At 32.0% G+C, this 15,436-nt stretch carries 19 protein-coding genes; 16 read left to right on the plus strand and 3 right to left on the minus strand.

All coding sequences use genetic code 11. The features are described 5' to 3' along the window. The first annotated feature begins 47 nt into the window (after positions 1 to 47). From GKZ86_RS10595 to purU, 3 genes are all read left to right on the plus strand, one after another. Positions 48 to 617, plus strand: a complete 570-nt coding sequence (locus GKZ86_RS10595) for a hypothetical protein (RefSeq protein ID WP_154783081.1) — start codon at positions 48 to 50, stop codon at positions 615 to 617. Between the two features lie 244 nt (positions 618 to 861). Beyond that, positions 862 to 1,584: a DUF4197 domain-containing protein gene (locus tag GKZ86_RS10600; protein WP_154783082.1), complete on the plus strand. Its 723-nt coding sequence runs from the start codon at positions 862 to 864 to the stop codon at positions 1,582 to 1,584. Positions 1,585 to 1,695: 111 nt separating this feature from the next. Next, positions 1,696 to 2,550: a formyltetrahydrofolate deformylase gene (purU, locus tag GKZ86_RS10605; RefSeq protein ID WP_154783083.1), complete on the plus strand. Its 855-nt coding sequence runs from the start codon at positions 1,696 to 1,698 to the stop codon at positions 2,548 to 2,550. 159 nt (positions 2,551 to 2,709) lie between these two features. On the opposite strand, the gene GKZ86_RS10610 is transcribed toward purU, so the two are convergent. After that, positions 2,710 to 4,203, minus strand: a complete 1,494-nt coding sequence (locus GKZ86_RS10610; protein WP_154783084.1) for a catalase — start codon at positions 4,201 to 4,203, stop codon at positions 2,710 to 2,712. 629 nt (positions 4,204 to 4,832) lie between these two features. Between GKZ86_RS10610 and GKZ86_RS10615 the strand changes: the two genes are divergently transcribed. Continuing rightward, on the plus strand, positions 4,833 to 5,843 hold the full coding sequence (locus tag GKZ86_RS10615; protein WP_154783085.1) for an aldo/keto reductase: 1,011 nt from the start codon (positions 4,833 to 4,835) through the stop codon (positions 5,841 to 5,843). A gap of 139 nt (positions 5,844 to 5,982) precedes the next feature. Next, the gene (locus tag GKZ86_RS10620; RefSeq protein ID WP_154783086.1) at positions 5,983 to 6,903 is read left to right on the plus strand and encodes an AraC family transcriptional regulator; all 921 of its coding nucleotides are present in this window, start codon (positions 5,983 to 5,985) and stop codon (positions 6,901 to 6,903) included. On the opposite strand, the gene GKZ86_RS10625 is transcribed toward GKZ86_RS10620, so the two are convergent. Together GKZ86_RS10625 and pyrF are read right to left on the minus strand one after the other, a co-directional pair. After that, positions 6,900 to 7,700 (minus strand): ABC transporter substrate-binding protein, encoded by an 801-nt coding sequence (locus GKZ86_RS10625; RefSeq protein ID WP_154783087.1) that lies wholly within the window; start codon positions 7,698 to 7,700, stop codon positions 6,900 to 6,902. The genes GKZ86_RS10620 and GKZ86_RS10625 overlap by 4 nt on opposite strands. 171 nt (positions 7,701 to 7,871) lie before the next feature. Beyond that, on the minus strand, positions 7,872 to 8,699 hold the full coding sequence (gene pyrF, locus GKZ86_RS10630) for an orotidine-5'-phosphate decarboxylase (protein WP_154783088.1): 828 nt from the start codon (positions 8,697 to 8,699) through the stop codon (positions 7,872 to 7,874). Positions 8,700 to 8,854: 155 nt separating this feature from the next. Between pyrF and GKZ86_RS10635 the strand changes: the two genes are divergently transcribed. The 11 genes from GKZ86_RS10635 (at position 8,855) to GKZ86_RS10685 (ending at position 15,328) form a co-directional block, all read left to right on the plus strand. Further along, positions 8,855 to 9,328: a Dps family protein gene (locus tag GKZ86_RS10635; protein WP_154783089.1), complete on the plus strand. Its 474-nt coding sequence runs from the start codon at positions 8,855 to 8,857 to the stop codon at positions 9,326 to 9,328. Between the two features lie 105 nt (positions 9,329 to 9,433). Continuing rightward, positions 9,434 to 9,619, plus strand: a complete 186-nt coding sequence (locus GKZ86_RS10640) for a CsbD family protein (protein ID WP_154783090.1) — start codon at positions 9,434 to 9,436, stop codon at positions 9,617 to 9,619. Between the two features lie 160 nt (positions 9,620 to 9,779). Then, on the plus strand, positions 9,780 to 10,331 hold the full coding sequence (locus GKZ86_RS10645) for an AraC family transcriptional regulator (RefSeq protein WP_154783091.1): 552 nt from the start codon (positions 9,780 to 9,782) through the stop codon (positions 10,329 to 10,331). Between the two features lie 27 nt (positions 10,332 to 10,358). Next, complete coding sequence (locus GKZ86_RS10650) at positions 10,359 to 10,808, plus strand: response regulator (protein ID WP_059118491.1); 450 nt, start codon at positions 10,359 to 10,361, stop codon at positions 10,806 to 10,808. A 9-nt stretch (positions 10,809 to 10,817) separates the two neighbouring features. Beyond that, complete coding sequence (locus tag GKZ86_RS10655) at positions 10,818 to 12,602, plus strand: CHASE3 domain-containing protein (RefSeq protein ID WP_154783092.1); 1,785 nt, start codon at positions 10,818 to 10,820, stop codon at positions 12,600 to 12,602. Positions 12,603 to 12,862: 260 nt separating this feature from the next. Beyond that, positions 12,863 to 13,306 carry a DUF4142 domain-containing protein gene (locus GKZ86_RS10660; protein WP_370456755.1) on the plus strand — a complete coding sequence of 148 codons (444 nt, stop codon included), beginning with the start codon at positions 12,863 to 12,865 and terminating at the stop codon, positions 13,304 to 13,306. Between the two features lie 41 nt (positions 13,307 to 13,347). Further along, positions 13,348 to 13,995, plus strand: a complete 648-nt coding sequence (locus tag GKZ86_RS10665; protein WP_154783094.1) for a porin family protein — start codon at positions 13,348 to 13,350, stop codon at positions 13,993 to 13,995. A gap of 35 nt (positions 13,996 to 14,030) precedes the next feature. Next, entirely contained in the window at positions 14,031 to 14,183 is a 153-nt protein-coding gene (locus GKZ86_RS10670) for a lmo0937 family membrane protein (RefSeq protein WP_117590293.1), read from the plus strand. Between the two features lie 49 nt (positions 14,184 to 14,232). Further along, the gene (locus GKZ86_RS10675; protein WP_154783095.1) at positions 14,233 to 14,517 is read left to right on the plus strand and encodes a YtxH domain-containing protein; all 285 of its coding nucleotides are present in this window, start codon (positions 14,233 to 14,235) and stop codon (positions 14,515 to 14,517) included. 34 nt (positions 14,518 to 14,551) lie between these two features. Then, positions 14,552 to 14,938, plus strand: coding sequence for a hypothetical protein (locus GKZ86_RS10680; RefSeq protein ID WP_154783096.1), 387 nt, complete (start codon positions 14,552 to 14,554; stop codon positions 14,936 to 14,938). A 6-nt stretch (positions 14,939 to 14,944) separates the two neighbouring features. Then, positions 14,945 to 15,328: a hypothetical protein gene (locus GKZ86_RS10685; RefSeq protein ID WP_154783097.1), complete on the plus strand. Its 384-nt coding sequence runs from the start codon at positions 14,945 to 14,947 to the stop codon at positions 15,326 to 15,328. Positions 15,329 to 15,436: the final 108 nt, after the last annotated feature.

Consider the following 15,436-nt stretch of genomic DNA (forward strand, 5'->3'; position numbering starts at 1 on the left):
TTCATGCGCAAAGATTAATACAAAATTACATTCAAAGCTACGATATTATGAATTGGAATAACGGAATGGGATATATTCGCTATATTATTTTACCTAATGGCAACTGGCAACAAATACTGGCTGATAGTTATAATACCGAAACTGTTACAATTAAAATAAAACAAAATAAAAATTTTATTGACAGATTTGATGCGTGCATTTTTAAACTAATATCCGCTCGTGCACACCATATATTTTATCAAACCGAATCTTTTGGAACTATTTTAATGGATAACGTATCGATTGGATTGGAGAAGTTTTGCATAGCTTATTCTAAACAATCTGATGGTGAAGTTATAGTTTTAAAAGGACATTCGGATTGTTTTGACCTTTATGATATCGAAATATACAAAAATGGAAAATTGGTACGTAAAAGCATTAATATTGGTAAAAAATTATATAATAGTGCATCCGAAATATTAAAACCTATGTATGCATCTTATGCAAATACAGAAATTGGGCAACCAACTATTTATGAAGAACTGCCGTACTTATTACCATTTTTAAATCATTTTGGGTGGACAGAAGAACTTATGGATCAAAAAAAATGGCAAATGGCAACCACTAATCTGGATTAAAATAATAAGGTTTTTTAAATCATTATTTCTTTTCAGAATACGCTCTTTTCTTAAAAAAACGAAGACGTCTGAACCTAGCCCTGATAGCAGTGGAAATCCTTTTGTGCCGGGGTTCGGCATAAAAGATTGGAACGAATAGCAGGACTATTGTTAATTATAACAAAATATTTCTGCTCCTCAAATAAAATTGTGGCTTTGTTTTTGAATAAGTAGTATTTTTGAAACTTATATAAACCCCCATCTCATGAAAAAGATTTTAATTCTGTCTCTATTGTTGTGCCTAAGTTCTCATGCTCAGGTAAGAGAAACTTTAGCTCAAAAACTATCAAAATTATCTACTAAACTTTCAGGAGTTGGTGGCGTTGATATTGCCTCAGGACTTAAAGAAGCATTAAACAAAGGAATTACCGAGCAAGTGAGTAAATTAACCGCAGTTGATGGTTTTTATAAAAATGAAGCGGTAAAAATTCTAATGCCGGAAGAATTACAAAAAGTAGATGCTACTTTAAGAAAAGTTGGACTTAGCTCTCTTGCTGATGAAGGAATAAAAGCTTTAAATCGTGCTGCAGAAGATGCGGTAAAAGAAGCAACTCCGATATTTGTTACGGCTGTAAAAAATATGTCTTTTACAGATGCTAAAAATATCTTGTTAGGAAATGACAGTGCTGCAACTACTTATCTGCAAGGAAATACAACTACGTCTTTGTACGGAAAATTTAATCCGGTGATAAAAACATCATTCGAAAAAGTTGGTGCCGATGTTATTTGGACAAAAATCATTAATAAATACAATACAATTCCGTTAGTAAAAAAGGTAAATCCTGATTTAACGGATTATACAACAACACAAGCTTTGGCAGGAGTTTTTAAAATGATTGCTGTTGAAGAAAAAGATATCCGTAATAACATTAGTGCAAGAACAACTCCGTTATTAAAAAGTGTTTTTGCTATGCAGGACGGAAAATAGTATTTTTTCGTTTAACTGTTTAATCGTTTAGTTGTGTAATCGGAAATTGCGGTTAAAACATTTAAGCGATTAAACAGATAAACTATTAACCGATTAACCAATACAACCAAAATGCAAAAAATAACGATCCTCATTCATTGCAAAGACCAAAAAGGAATTATTGCCGCAGTGACTACTTTTATTGCTAAAGTTGAAGGAAATATTACTTACATTGATCAACATGTTGATGTTGAGCAAAATGTATTTTTTATGCGATTAGAATGTGAGCTAACCAATCACAATATTACGATCGAAAGCTTAAAAAATGATTTTGACCAAACCATTGCAGCTGATTTTGATATGTCATGGGATTTGTACAATCAGGAACAAAAACCAAAAATGGCATTGTTTGTATCGAAATACGATCATTGTTTGTTTGATATTTTAGGACGTTACAGCGCAGGGGAATTAAATGTTGAAATTCCGGTAATTATTAGCAATCATAACGATTTAAGATCTATTGCCGAACGTTTTGATATTCCGTTTCATTGTGTTCCTTTTACAAAAGACAATAAAGAAGAAGGTGAAGCCAAACAAATTGAATTACTGAAAAAATATCAGATCAATTTTATTGTTTTGGCGCGTTATATGCAAATCATTACACCAAAATTAATATCACTTTACGAGAATAAAATTATCAATATCCATCATTCGTTTTTACCGGCATTTCCGGGTGCAAAACCTTATCATTCAGCTTTTAAACGCGGTGTGAAAATTATTGGCGCAACAAGTCATTATGTTACGGCAGAATTAGACGAAGGCCCGATTATCGAACAGGATATTGCCAGAGTTTCGCACATTCATTCTGTTGATGATTTTATCATGAAAGGAAGAGATTTAGAGCGTATTGTTTTAGCAAGAGCTATAAAATTGCATGCAGAACGTAAAACAATGGTTTACAGTAATAAAACGGTTGTTTTTTCTTAGTTTTTTTAAGGTTCAAAGTAGCAAAGGTTCAGAGGAACAAAGGTTTTCTTAAAATAAAAAACCCGACAGATTTTTAAAATCTGTCGGGTTTACTTTTAAATTCAAAATTCAGAAGCTTTGAACTTATGCGCCTCTGCTACTTTGAACCTATAAAAAAACTTATCTCACTTCGATTAATAATCTTGGGTCAGAAAAATTATTTACTTCGTCCATTGTTAATCCTAAAGCGTTTGCTACGCCTTCGCCGTATGCAGGATCAGCTTTGAAACAATTTCTGATATGGCGAATCTGAATAAATTTCTGTGCGCCTCCTACTTGTCCGGCTGTATTTTTAAACAAAAGTTGTTTTTTCTCTTCTGTCAATAAACGGAATAATAATCCAGGCTGAGTGAAATAATCATTATCATCATCTCTGAAATTATGTGCATACGCATCGCCATGAAGTTTCAATGGCGGTTCTTTAAATTCAAGTTGTTCCTGCAATTCTCCAAAACTATTTGGTTCGTAATGTTTTTTAGATCCGTTATTTCCATCAACACGCATTGCTCCGTCTCTATGGAATGTATTATAAGGACATCTTGATGAGTTTACCGGAATTTGAAAATTGTTAACTCCCAAACGATATCTATGGGCATCTCCATAAGAAAACAAACGCGCTTGCAGCATTTTATCTGGTGAGAAACTAACTCCGGGAGGAACATGCGCCGGATTAAAAGCTGCCTGCTCTACCTCTGCAAAATAGTTCTCTGGATTTTTGTTTAATTCGAATTCTCCAACCGGGATTAACGGGAAATCGCTTTTTAACCAAACTTTAGTTAAATCAAAAGGATGAAAACGGTAATTCTCAGCTTGTTCTTCTGTCATGATTTGAACGAACATTTTCCATTTTGGAAAGTTTCCTTCCTCAATAGCATCAAATAAATCTCTTTGATGGCTTTCTCTGTCGCCTCCCACTAATTTTGCAGCTTCTTCGTCAGAAAGATTGTCGATTCCTTGTTGTGTTACAAAATGAAACTTCACATAATGTCTTTCATTTTGATGATTTATAAAACTAAAAGTATGGCTTCCAAATCCGTGCATTTGTCTGTACGATTTCGGGATTCCGCGATCACTCATTACAATAGTAATTTGGTGTAAAGCTTCGGGTAATAAAGTCCAAAAATCCCAGTTGTTATCAGCACTTCGCAAATTGGTTTTTGGATCACGTTTTACGGCATGATTTAAGTCCGGAAATTTCATTGGATCACGGAAAAAGAATACCGGAGTATTATTTCCTACCAAATCCCAATTTCCTTCGTTAGTATAAAATTTTAAAGCAAAACCACGAATATCTCTTTCGGCATCAGCAGCACCTCTTTCACCTGCAACAGTTGAAAAACGAGCGAACATTTCTGTTTTTTTTCCAATTTCAGAAAATATGTCAGCTCTGGTATATTTTGTAATATCATGAGTTACAGTAAAAGTACCGTAAGCTCCAGAACCTTTTGCATGCATTCTTCGTTCCGGAATTACTTCACGATCAAAATGTGCCATTTTTTCTAAGAACCAAAAATCTTGTAATAAAACGGGTCCTCTTGGACCTGCAGTTTGAATGTTTTGATTGTCTGGAACGGGAGTTCCTGTTGCAGTTGTTAATTTTTTGTTTGAATCCATATTGCTGATTTTTAATGTTTTATCAAATATACGAAGATATCTTTATCATATTCATAAACAAAATTGATTGTTATTATGTTTTAATAATCAAAAGTTATTTAACGTTGCTGAAAGCTCAGAATGCAGTCTTAAAAAATCTTAACTTACTTCCAACAAAGTAATAACAAAACCTTAACAGCAAAGCGTTCATATATGACGGATCTTTGTAGTGTAATAAACTGGTTATTTATTATTTTGGTTTTGGTTAGTTAAATGATGCCGGCGTCTTCGAGATGCCGGCATTCTTTTTTTATACTATTTTGGTTTCATGTTTGAGGTTTTCTTTGTTTCAGGTTGCTTACTTTGAGTTTAGTTTTACCGCAAAGAGCGTGAAGATTTTTCGCAAAGGTTCGCAAAGTTTATACACAAAGCTTTACGAACTTTGTTTTTATAAAACTTCACATACAAAAAACCTTCGCGCTCTTTGCGGATAAATAACATTCCTACAACTTAAAACCTGAAACAAAGAAAACCTGAAACAAAATCATCCTCATTTTGGATACAACTACACGAGATTTAGATACTTTATAAAAGTAAAAACGGCAGATCTTTGCTATATCAATTTTAATCTAAAAAATCACATAGCACTTATGAGTACGATACAAAAATTTAAATTAGGAAATCAAGGACTTATTGTTCCTAATATTGGTTTAGGATGCATGGGAATGACACAGATTGCCGGAATGGATATTTATGGCAAAGCCGATGAAAAAGAAGCAATCGCTACTATTCATCGTTCTCTTGAATTAGGAGGGAATTTTCTTGACACAGCAGATTTATACGGACCATTACATAACGAGAGATTAATTGCCAAAGCTATAAAAGGCAATCGTAATGCGTATACTATTGCAACTAAATTTGGTTACGAAATTGATGACAGCGAACAGCTTACATGGCAATTTAATGGTAAAAAAGAATATGTAAAAAAAGCTGTAGAACGTTCTTTAAAAAACTTAGGAACTGATTTTATCGACTTATATTATTTACATCGCTTAGATCCTAATACGCCAATTGAAGAAACGGTACAAGCTATGGCAGATTTAGTTAAAGAAGGAAAAGTTGGCTATATAGGATTATCTGAAGTTTCATCTGAAACGATTCGCAAGGCACATAAAATTCATCCTCTAACTGCCGTTCAAACAGAATATTCTTTATTCGAAAGAACTGTTGAAGAATCCGGCATTTTAGATACTTTAAACGAATTAGAAATTGGTTTTGTAGCCTATTCACCACTTGGCAGAGGTTTTATTTCCGGAGATATTAAAACTGCTGATGACTTTGCTGAAAATGATTTTAGAAGATCGATTCCTCGTTTTCAAGGAGAACAATTCCAAAAGAATATCGAATTAGTAAACGAAATCAAAAAACTCGCAGAAGAAAAACAAATTACCGCATCTCAGTTGGCACTTGCATGGATTGCTTCAAAAAACATTTTAGCAATTCCGGGAACAAAACGTGTAAAATATGTAGAACAAAACATTGCCGCTGCACAAATGGTTTTAACTCAGAATGAAATGAACCGACTGGAAAAAATTATTCCGCTTGGTACACAAACAGGTGCACGATACGACGAAGCTAATATGGCTGGCATCGATCAATAAAGACTTCGACTTCGCTCAGCCTGACAGCAATTATCATCCAGAGTGTGTTGAAAGTAATGAGAATACAAATGATTAATACTCAGGAAAAGTTATCTTTACGATAGCTTTTCCTTTTTATCTATTTCTTTAAATATTTGTTATGAAAAAAGAAGTTCATATTCCATATACAATTCAATCTATTTCAGAATTACATTCTTTGCTTAAAATTCCAAAACCGGAGCATCCGTTGGTCAGTTTTGTGGATTTAAGTAAAATAAGTTGTCATTTTGATGATAATTTAAAAAGCGTAATCTACTCTTTCTATACCGTTTGCATCAAAAAAGGGTTTACCGGAAAAATGAAATACGGACAAAATTTTTATGATTTTGATGAAGGCGTAATGACTTTTATGTCGCCTGGTCAGGTAATTTCAACTGAAGTTAGTGTTGATACTGCCGTTTATGGCGCTATGCTTGTTGTTCATCCTGACTTTATTCAAAATTATACTTTGGCTAAAAAAATTAAAGAATACGGTTATTTCTCTTATTCTGTAAATGAGGCTTTGCATCTTTCTGAAAAGGAACAAACGATGATTACAGGAATTATGAAAAATATTGAGCAGGAATATTGTTCTTCAATTGATGCTTTTAGTCAGGATGTAATGATTTCGCATATCGAATTGCTTCTTAATTATTGCAACCGTTTTTACAACCGTCAATTCATTACCAGAAAAAGTGCTAATAATACGCTTTTAACTAATCTGGAAAATCTTTTATCTGATTATTTTGAAGGAGACAAAGTGCAAAAATTTGGTTTACCAACGGTAGCTTATCTTTCTGATGAATTGAATGTTTCACCTAATTATTTGAGTGATATGCTGCGTTCACTGACAGGACAAAGTACACAGCATCATATTCACAATAAAATTATAGAAAAAGCAAAAGAACTGCTTACAACAACATCGTTAAGTGTGAGCGAAACTGCTTTTCAATTAGGATTTGAATATCCGCAGTCTTTTAATAAGCTATTTAAAAGCAAAACCAATGTTTCGCCTTTAGAATTCAGAAGTTCGTTTAATTAATTTTTTAATCTTTCGTGAAGCAATTTAAAATAAGTGAAAGCTTTTAATAATCGGCTGCCGTGCCAAGAGAACATTTCGCCATCGACGAAAATTGTTTTGGCGTGATGCGTAAAACGTCCAATTTCAAAAGCATCTTCTTCTTTAAAAGGATACGGTTCTGAAGAAAGAAAAACCAAATCAGGATCGCCTTCTAAACGCATTTTTTTAAGCTCGATTTCAGGATAACGGCCTTTTTCTGAATAGATATTCTCAAAGTGGTTTAGCTTTAATAACTCATTAATATAAGTGTCATTTCCGGCAACCATATAAGGATTCTTCCAAATAAAATAAGCTGCTTTTTTTATGGATATATCCTGAATATATTTTTTGAAATCGCTCAGGGCAAAAGTTAATTTGTCATTCCATTTTTGAGCTTCGGTCCTGCAATTGAATAATTGTCCAAAATCTGAAATCATCTGAAAATTATCTTCAATAGAAACGATATTGGTAACCCAAACCGGGCAAATTTCACTTAATTGATTTACAATTTCTTCGGTGTTTTCTTCTTTATTACAAATGATAATATCGGGTTGTAATAATTTTATTTTTTCAAAATGAATTTTCTTCGTTCCGCCAACAATCTTCCTGGTAGATTTTAAATAATACGGATGTACACAAAACTTGGTGATACCAATTATTTTATCTTCTAAACCTAAATCACATAACAATTCCGTTTGAGAAGGAACTAATGAAATAATACGTTTTGGAGCCGTCTCAAAAGAATGTAAAGTGCCTAATTGGTCTTTGATTTGTTTCATTAAATTTTTGTTTCAGGTTTTCTTTGTTTTAGGTTTCAGATTATTGGATTGTGTTTTTCTACCACAGAGTTGCACAAAGTTTTTTCACAGAGATAAACAGATCTAATATTTAAAAAAAACTTTGTGCAACTCTGTGGTAAAACTAAGTTCAAAGTAAAGCAACCTGAAATCTTAAACCTGAAACTTTAAACTTAAAATACTTTCCATTTCTTTTTGAACTGATAAAGCCTCTTCCCTGGCTTTTTCTGCAAAGTCAGTTCCTTTTGAAGCGTAGATAATCGCTCTTGCTGAATTTACCAATAATCCAACTTTATCATTTAATCCGTATTGGCAAACTTCAGATAAACTTCCGCCTTGAGCGCCAATTCCTGGAACTAATAAAAAACTATCGGGAACAATTTTTCTGATATCTGCGAAATACTCCGCTTTGGTTGCGCCTACAACGTACATTAAATTATGGCTGTTTTTCCAGCTTTTAGAAGTTTCCAAAACTTGTTTGTATAATTCTGTTCCGTTTGTTGTTAAGGTTTGAAAATCAAAAGCGCCTTCATTCGATGTTAAACCTAATAAAATGGTGTGTTTATTCTCGAAGGCTAGAAAAGGTTCTACAGAATCTTTTCCCATATAAGGTGCAACGGTTACACTATCAAAATTTAAATCTTCTAAAAAAGCTTTTGCATACATCGTTGAAGTATTTCCGATATCGCCACGTTTTGCATCGGCAATAGTAAAAATTTGAGGAAACTTTTCATTGATATAATTGATTGTTTTTTGCAACGAAATCCAACCTTTTAAACCATACGCTTCATAAAAAGCCGTATTGGGTTTATAAGCAACTGTAAGATCCTGAGTCGCATCAATAATAGCTTTATTGAATTCAAAAATAGGATCTTCGGTTTCTAATAAATGGGATGGAATTTTAGTTAAATCAGGATCCAGGCCTACGCATAAAAATGATTTTTTTTGAAGAATTTGTTCGTGTAGTTGTTGTGTTGTCATATTGTATTTTGCTAGTGCGGCAAAATTACAAATAATATTATTGGTTTACGAATTTGATCAAACATTGAATTGATGTAACATCATCAATAAATTATGTAAGATTTAAAGTTTATTGCTTCTTTAAATTTGTAATAAACCCTAAAATAACAAGAATTATGAGCCCAAATATTGGAATTACACCAAAAAACTTAAAGAAAAGCGCCACTATATTAGCCACGATTTTATCTAACGAAATGACCTTATATGTAAAAACGAGAAAGTTTCACTGGAATATTTCAGGAAACAGTTTTATGGAATTACATAAATTATTTGAAGATCAATACAGGGTTTTAGAAAACAATATTGATGAGGTTGCAGAACGCATTAGCCAATTGGGCGAAAAAACAATTGGTACCATGAAGGAGTTTATTGACAACTCTACGCTAAAAGAATCTCCAAAAGAATATGCATCGCAAAAACATATGCTGGAGGAACTTTTAGAAAATCACGAACAATTGGTAACGGAGTTTAGAGAATATATTCCGGTTTTTGAAACGGAAGCCAACGATATTGGTTCTGCTGATTTTGTTACGGGCTTATTGCAACAGCACGAAAAAATGGCCTGGATTTTACGCCGTTATCAGGTATAAAAGTTTAAAATGTGAATTATACAACAATCCGAAAAATTGATATAACAGACCAGAAAGGATTAATTCGCAACTTTACAATACTATTAATTACTAAATAAATCGATCATGAATACTACAGAGATAAAAGGAAATTGGAATGAGTTAAAAGGGAAATTAAAACAAAAATACGCTGATCTAACAGATGATGATCTAATGTATGCTGAAGGAAGAGAAGACGAAATGTACGGAAAACTTCAACAAAAATTAGGTAAGACTAAAGAAGAATTTCATCAATTGTTATCGGATTTGTAATCCTTTTTGACCCAATCAAGATACCGTCTAAAATTTTAAACTTAGACGGTATTTTTTGATTTAGTCATGCAATGTTTTCTTATCAATAAAATTTTAATTTAATAGAATCACCACCATAACCAAAAAAAAATTAATTATCTTTAACCCTATTTTTAATCCTATGAAACTATTTATAAAGTTTGACATCAACACAATTTGTTCTCTTTTTTTGAAAGAAAAATTAGAAGAACAGAACTTGAATTTTTCCACATTGGGTTTTGGCGAAATTGAACTAGATGAAAATCTGAGTGTTGAAGCGCTGGAAACTTTAAAAAATAATCTGAACCCGTTTGGTTTTGAGGTTGTAGAAAACCAAAAAAGCGTTTTGGTACAAAAAATCAAAGATGCTATTATCGAACTGGTTTATATGGATGACAATAATAATTTTAAAAGTTCCGTATTTTTAGCTGAGAAATTAAATCATAGTTACGGTTATTTATCCAATGTTTTTTCGGAAGTAACCTACTCTTCTATTGAAAATTTCATCATCTTGCAAAAAATAGAAAGAGCCAAACAATTGATGCTTGTCAATGAAATGAGTTTGACCGAAATTGCGTTTTTACTTAATTATTCGAGTGTTGCGCATTTGAGTACACAGTTTAAAAACACAACGGGAATTACGCCATCGGCTTTTCAGAGAATTATTAAAAAAAGAAGAGAAAATTTAAAATAAGATAAAAACCAAATACCTTAAAATTCAATGCAAAAAAACGCATTACACATTTTACTCGCCGATGACGATGAAGATGACCGCTTATTTTTTAAAGATGCCTTTGAAGAAGTGAGAGTTCAAACTAAAGTTACATTTGTTCATGACGGTCTTCAACTCATGGAACATTTACTGACTCCTGATGTCAAATTACCGGATATTTTATTCCTGGATTTGAACATGCCGAAAAAAACGGGTAAAGAATGTTTGATTGAAATCAAAAAAACAGAGCATCTTAAAAATATCATTATCGCGATCTATTCTACTTCATCATCTGAAGAAGATATTGAGGACACTTTTATTGAAGGTGCAAATATCTATATCAAAAAACCAAGTGATTTTAATACCTTGAAGAAAATTATTAATGAAGTCGTTACTTTAAATTGGCACTATCATACATCAGGTCTAAACCGTGATAATTTCTTGCTGCGCTTAAAATAATGATTTATAATGAAATGGATACCAAGGTTTAATTCTTCAAACTCGCTGAGAGTTATTTTTGTAATCGCAGTTTTCATTCTGTTATTTCTTTCTTCTATTGCATACAAACACAATCAGGATTTAAACGAATCCAGTAAATTGGTAATGCATACTTATGAAATAAACATTCAATTAGAACGACTAATGTCGGCAATAAAGGATGCAGAGACAGGTCAGCGTGGTTATATAATTACACACAACAGCCGTTTTTTAACTCCTTATATTTATTCTCGCGACAAGGTAAATACTTCATTTATTACTTTAAAAAAGCTTACCGCAGATAATCCGAAGCAACAACAAAACCTTCAGAAATTATTCAAATTAATTACGCAGCGTTTTACTTCTTTCGAAAACTGCTTTAAATACAGCAACCCTAAAACATATGATAAAAGGAAACTTGACAATCATATGTTTGGGGGGCGAATTTTAATGGAAAATATTCGTTTTCAGGTCGATGAAATGAATGACATTGAAAAAAAATACCTTCAAAAGAGATTAAAAATCTACGATCAGGAAATCTCTTTAAGCCCACTTTTCTCTATTTCTTTATTTTTAGCCGCTTTATTTTTTATTCTTCTTGCTTACAGACAAATTAGCAAAGACATTCAGCGTCTTAAAATATTCAACAAAAGACTTTTAATTTCTTCCCGATTAATGGCAGAATCTGAAGTTATTGGTAAATTCAGTACCTGGCAATGGGATTTGGATACCAATAAAATTGATTATTCAGACAACCAATATCGTTTGCTGGGTTATAAACCACGTGCTTTTGTTCCTGATAAAGAATCTTTTTTAGATTTTGTTCATCCAGATGATAAAGAAGCCATTTCTAAATCGATGGAAAACATCATCGAAAAAAAACATTTACCTTTTATTTATTATAAGATTGCACTTCCAAGTCAAGAAATCAGATATTTTAAATCGACTGGTAAATTATTAACAGACCAACAAGGAAGTAAAATTCTGCTGGGAATCAATTTTGATATTACTGACGAACATTTATTAAATATAGAACTTCAGGAACGTAATAGAGAACTTGAAAAAAGCAATAAAGAGCTGGCTTCTTTCAATCATGTTGCAAGTCACGATTTGCAGGAACCGCTTCGAAAAATTCAAACATTTATTTCAAGGGTTTCTGATGCTGATAAAGCTGTTTTATCTGACAGCGCCAAAGATTATATTACCAAAATTGAAGTTTCGGCAAAAAGAATGCGTGTTTTAATTGATGATTTACTTTTATTTTCAAGAACAAATACAACTAAAAAAGAATTCATAAAATCGAATTTGAATGAGTTGTTTGAAAATGCAAAATCTGAATTAACAGAAATCATTGATGAAAAAAAAGCAATTATTATAACTTCAAAACTGCCAAAGCTTGAAGTTATTCCATATCAAATAGAACAGCTTTTTATAAATCTCATTGGAAATTCTTTAAAATACAATCGACAAAATATTGTTCCCGAAATTTCGATTGAATGTGAAAAAATTCATTCGACAGAATATCCGGATTTATTAGATCAGAATATTAAAAAATTCTACAAGATGTCATTTACTGATAACGGAATGGGTTTTGATCCTCAGTTTAAAGAAAACATATTTGTATTATTTCAACGCCTGCATTCTAAAACAGATTATCCGGGCACGGGAATTGGTCTTGCCATTTGCAAAAAAATTGTAGAAAACCACAAAGGCAACATTATAGCCGACAGCAAGCCTAATGAAGGCTCAGTTTTTACTGTTTTTCTTCCTGAATAAAATCTCAAAAAAACTACCTATTAAACGTTATATAAATCCATTATGGGAATTATATAACGTTTCTTTTTTATGCTGTAAAGAAATTTCTTCCAATCGTTAGCATCTTTGTAATGTAATACTTTAACAAGTAATTAATGAGAACAATGCCGCTATTAAGAGCACCAATTTTAAGAGTTTTTTTTTTATTGATCATCCTTTGCACTTCATCCTGCAAAAAAAATAATCCGATAGAAAACAACTTAAAAAACCAAACTTTTAATGTGGATGACAAAGAACAAATGGAAGCTTATTTTTTTATTGCGACGGCAACATTAACTAACTCCATTATTTCGAAAAGTCTTATTGCTCAGCAAAAAACTTCAGACAGTATTATAAAGCAAATAAGTAAGAAAATTGAAAATCATCAAACTGAATTGTTACACGAAGTAACAGCAATCGCAAACAAAAAGCTGATAATTGTTACTGATATAAATAATAATGCCAACAAACTGGATTTATACAAATTGATTGATTCAAATGATGCCAGTTTTAATAACGTTTATTTGAGTTTGCTGAAAGACTCACTAAACAAACAAATTGAAACATTTGAATCTGTTTATAAGAGAACAAACGACGAGGTGATTTTAAAATTAGTATTGCGCTATTTGCCAAAACTGTATCAGTTTTTGAGAGAAACTGAACAAATTAAACAACAAATTAATTAAATGCCCTTAGAGCCATTATTAACACTAAAATTATCAAAATTATGAAAATTCAATCAAAATTTTTATGCGCCTTAGCCTTTTTTATGACAGCAACTTTTGGAGCTTTACATGCTCAGAATGACAATGTTACTACCGAATTCGGTGTAAAAGGAGGTTTCAACATGTCTAACTTATACGATGACGAAGCTGACGACGAAAATATTTTATACGGTTTTAATGCAGGTTTATATGCCACATTACCAATATCTGATTTTGTCGCTATTCAACCAGAGATTTTGTTTACTACAAAAGGTTCTGAATTAGAATATAACAATGCCTTTGCAACAGGAAATGCAAAATTTAAATTAAACTATATCGAAGTTCCATTATTGGTAAGAGTAAATCTTACGAAAAACTTTAATCTTCAGGCCGGTGGTTATGCATCTTACCTGGTAAGTTCTAAAGTTACAGGAAGCGGAGACTTTGAATTTGATGAAGATGTAGATACAGACGATCTTAACAAATTCGATGCCGGTATTGCTGCTGGTGTTGGTGTAGATTTTAGCCCAATAAGCATAGGATTACGTTACAACTACGGTCTTACAAAAGTTGGTAAAGACAGAACTGATCCACTAGGAAACACTTATAACACATTGGGTGATGCAAAAAACAGCAACCTTACTTTATACTTATCATATAAACTGAACTAAAAAATAATTAATTATTAACCCTAATAATAAAAACCATGTCAAATTTATTATACACAATCGCAGTTATTCTGGTTATTCTTTGGGCCCTTGGGTTCTTTGTTTACAGCGCCGGAAGCATTATACATATTTTATTAGTTATTGCTGTTATAGCAATCCTATTCAGACTTATTAAAGGTCGAGAAATTTAAAAAATTAAAAATTAAAACAATTTTATATTAATCATTTAAATCAAATATTATGAAAACTAGTAGCACAATTTTAGGAATTTTAGGAGCCGCAGCTGCGGGAGCATTTTTAGGAGTTTTATTCGCACCGGATAAAGGTTCAAATACAAGAAAAAAAATCTCAGATAAATCAAAAGATTACGGAGATAACTTGAAAAGCAAAGTTGACGGAATTTTAAGCACTATTACTTCAAACGGTAAAGAAATTATCGAAGAAGGAAAAGCTAAATTCAACCAGGCTAAAGAAGACTTCAATACTATTAAAGATGAAGCAAAAACTGTAAAAACGAACTATTAAAAAGTGATATTTTTAAACCATAAATACCTTTATCATGGAAACAAATGCAACAACAAACAATGAAAACATTTTTGAAAAAGCTGAAAATTATACCAGAACGAGCCTTGAATTAGTCAAACTCAGAACGGTTTCTGCCTCAGCAGATGTTCTTTCTACATTAACATCTAAAATAGCCATTGGCGCTGTTGTTGCATTTTTTACCTTGTTTCTTAATATTGGAATCAGTTTATGGATTGGAAAAGAACTTGGTGAATATTATTACGGTTTTTTTATACTGGCGTTATTTTATCTGATTGTTGCCATTGTTCTCAATACATTTCAACATTCACTTATTAAAACTCCTATCGGAAATATGATTATTTCCAGCATTTTAAAGGAAACTAAAACTGATTTAAACGAATCTGATAAAACTCTAAACTAAACTGGTATGGGAACGACTGTTAAAGAAAATGTTTTTGATGTAGATAGATTAAATCAGCTAATTCGAGAGACAAAGGCACAACAAGACCTGGAATGGATTGCGATTAAAGATGAAATTACTGAGATTAAAGAGAATTTAAAACCTCTTAATTTAATTCGAAACACTGTTGAAGAAATCAACGAAACTGTCGGATTTAAAAGTGATCTCGCACAATCAGCAATTAGTATCGGAATTGGTTATCTGGCAAAAAAGTTAGTAGTAGGAAACACAGATTCGGTTTTTAAAAACATTCTGGGATCTATATTACAACTTGCCGTAACTACATTAGTTTCGAAACCACATGGTGCCTCACATGAGGAATCATCACAACAAGAACCATCAAGAGAGTAAATGTCAAACTAAAATATATGTATTATGGAAAAGTTAAGCGAAATAGTATTAAAAAACGGTGTATACGTTTACTCGAATCTATATAAATGTTTCGAATTTTCGAGAGTA

This window comes from Flavobacterium sp. LC2016-13 (assembly GCF_009707955.1).
GTDB lineage: Bacteria > Bacteroidota > Bacteroidia > Flavobacteriales > Flavobacteriaceae > Flavobacterium.

Bases quoted from the DNA above. Each gene is read 5' to 3' on its own strand.
- GKZ86_RS10670 (WP_117590293.1), top strand. From the start codon at position 14,031: ATGTCAAATTTATTATACACAATCGCAGTTATTCTGGTTATTCTTTGG.
- GKZ86_RS10650 (WP_059118491.1), top strand. From the start codon at position 10,359: ATGCAAAAAAACGCATTACACATTTTACTCGCCGATGACGATGAAGAT.
- GKZ86_RS10615 (WP_154783085.1), top strand. From the start codon at position 4,833: ATGAGTACGATACAAAAATTTAAATTAGGAAATCAAGGACTTATTGTT.
- pyrF (WP_154783088.1), bottom strand. From the start codon at position 8,699: ATGACAACACAACAACTACACGAACAAATTCTTCAAAAAAAATCATTT.
- GKZ86_RS10645 (WP_154783091.1), top strand. From the start codon at position 9,780: ATGAAACTATTTATAAAGTTTGACATCAACACAATTTGTTCTCTTTTT.
- GKZ86_RS10685 (WP_154783097.1), top strand. From the start codon at position 14,945: ATGGGAACGACTGTTAAAGAAAATGTTTTTGATGTAGATAGATTAAAT.
- GKZ86_RS10610 (WP_154783084.1), bottom strand. From the start codon at position 4,203: ATGGATTCAAACAAAAAATTAACAACTGCAACAGGAACTCCCGTTCCA.
- GKZ86_RS10620 (WP_154783086.1), top strand. From the start codon at position 5,983: ATGAAAAAAGAAGTTCATATTCCATATACAATTCAATCTATTTCAGAA.
- GKZ86_RS10600 (WP_154783082.1), top strand. From the start codon at position 862: ATGAAAAAGATTTTAATTCTGTCTCTATTGTTGTGCCTAAGTTCTCAT.
- purU (WP_154783083.1), top strand. From the start codon at position 1,696: ATGCAAAAAATAACGATCCTCATTCATTGCAAAGACCAAAAAGGAATT.
- GKZ86_RS10640 (WP_154783090.1), top strand. From the start codon at position 9,434: ATGAATACTACAGAGATAAAAGGAAATTGGAATGAGTTAAAAGGGAAA.
- GKZ86_RS10675 (WP_154783095.1), top strand. From the start codon at position 14,233: ATGAAAACTAGTAGCACAATTTTAGGAATTTTAGGAGCCGCAGCTGCG.
- GKZ86_RS10635 (WP_154783089.1), top strand. From the start codon at position 8,855: ATGAGCCCAAATATTGGAATTACACCAAAAAACTTAAAGAAAAGCGCC.
- GKZ86_RS10595 (WP_154783081.1), top strand. From the start codon at position 48: ATGAATTGGAATAACGGAATGGGATATATTCGCTATATTATTTTACCT.
- GKZ86_RS10655 (WP_154783092.1), top strand. From the start codon at position 10,818: ATGAAATGGATACCAAGGTTTAATTCTTCAAACTCGCTGAGAGTTATT.
- GKZ86_RS10625 (WP_154783087.1), bottom strand. From the start codon at position 7,700: ATGAAACAAATCAAAGACCAATTAGGCACTTTACATTCTTTTGAGACG.
- GKZ86_RS10665 (WP_154783094.1), top strand. From the start codon at position 13,348: ATGAAAATTCAATCAAAATTTTTATGCGCCTTAGCCTTTTTTATGACA.
- GKZ86_RS10680 (WP_154783096.1), top strand. From the start codon at position 14,552: ATGGAAACAAATGCAACAACAAACAATGAAAACATTTTTGAAAAAGCT.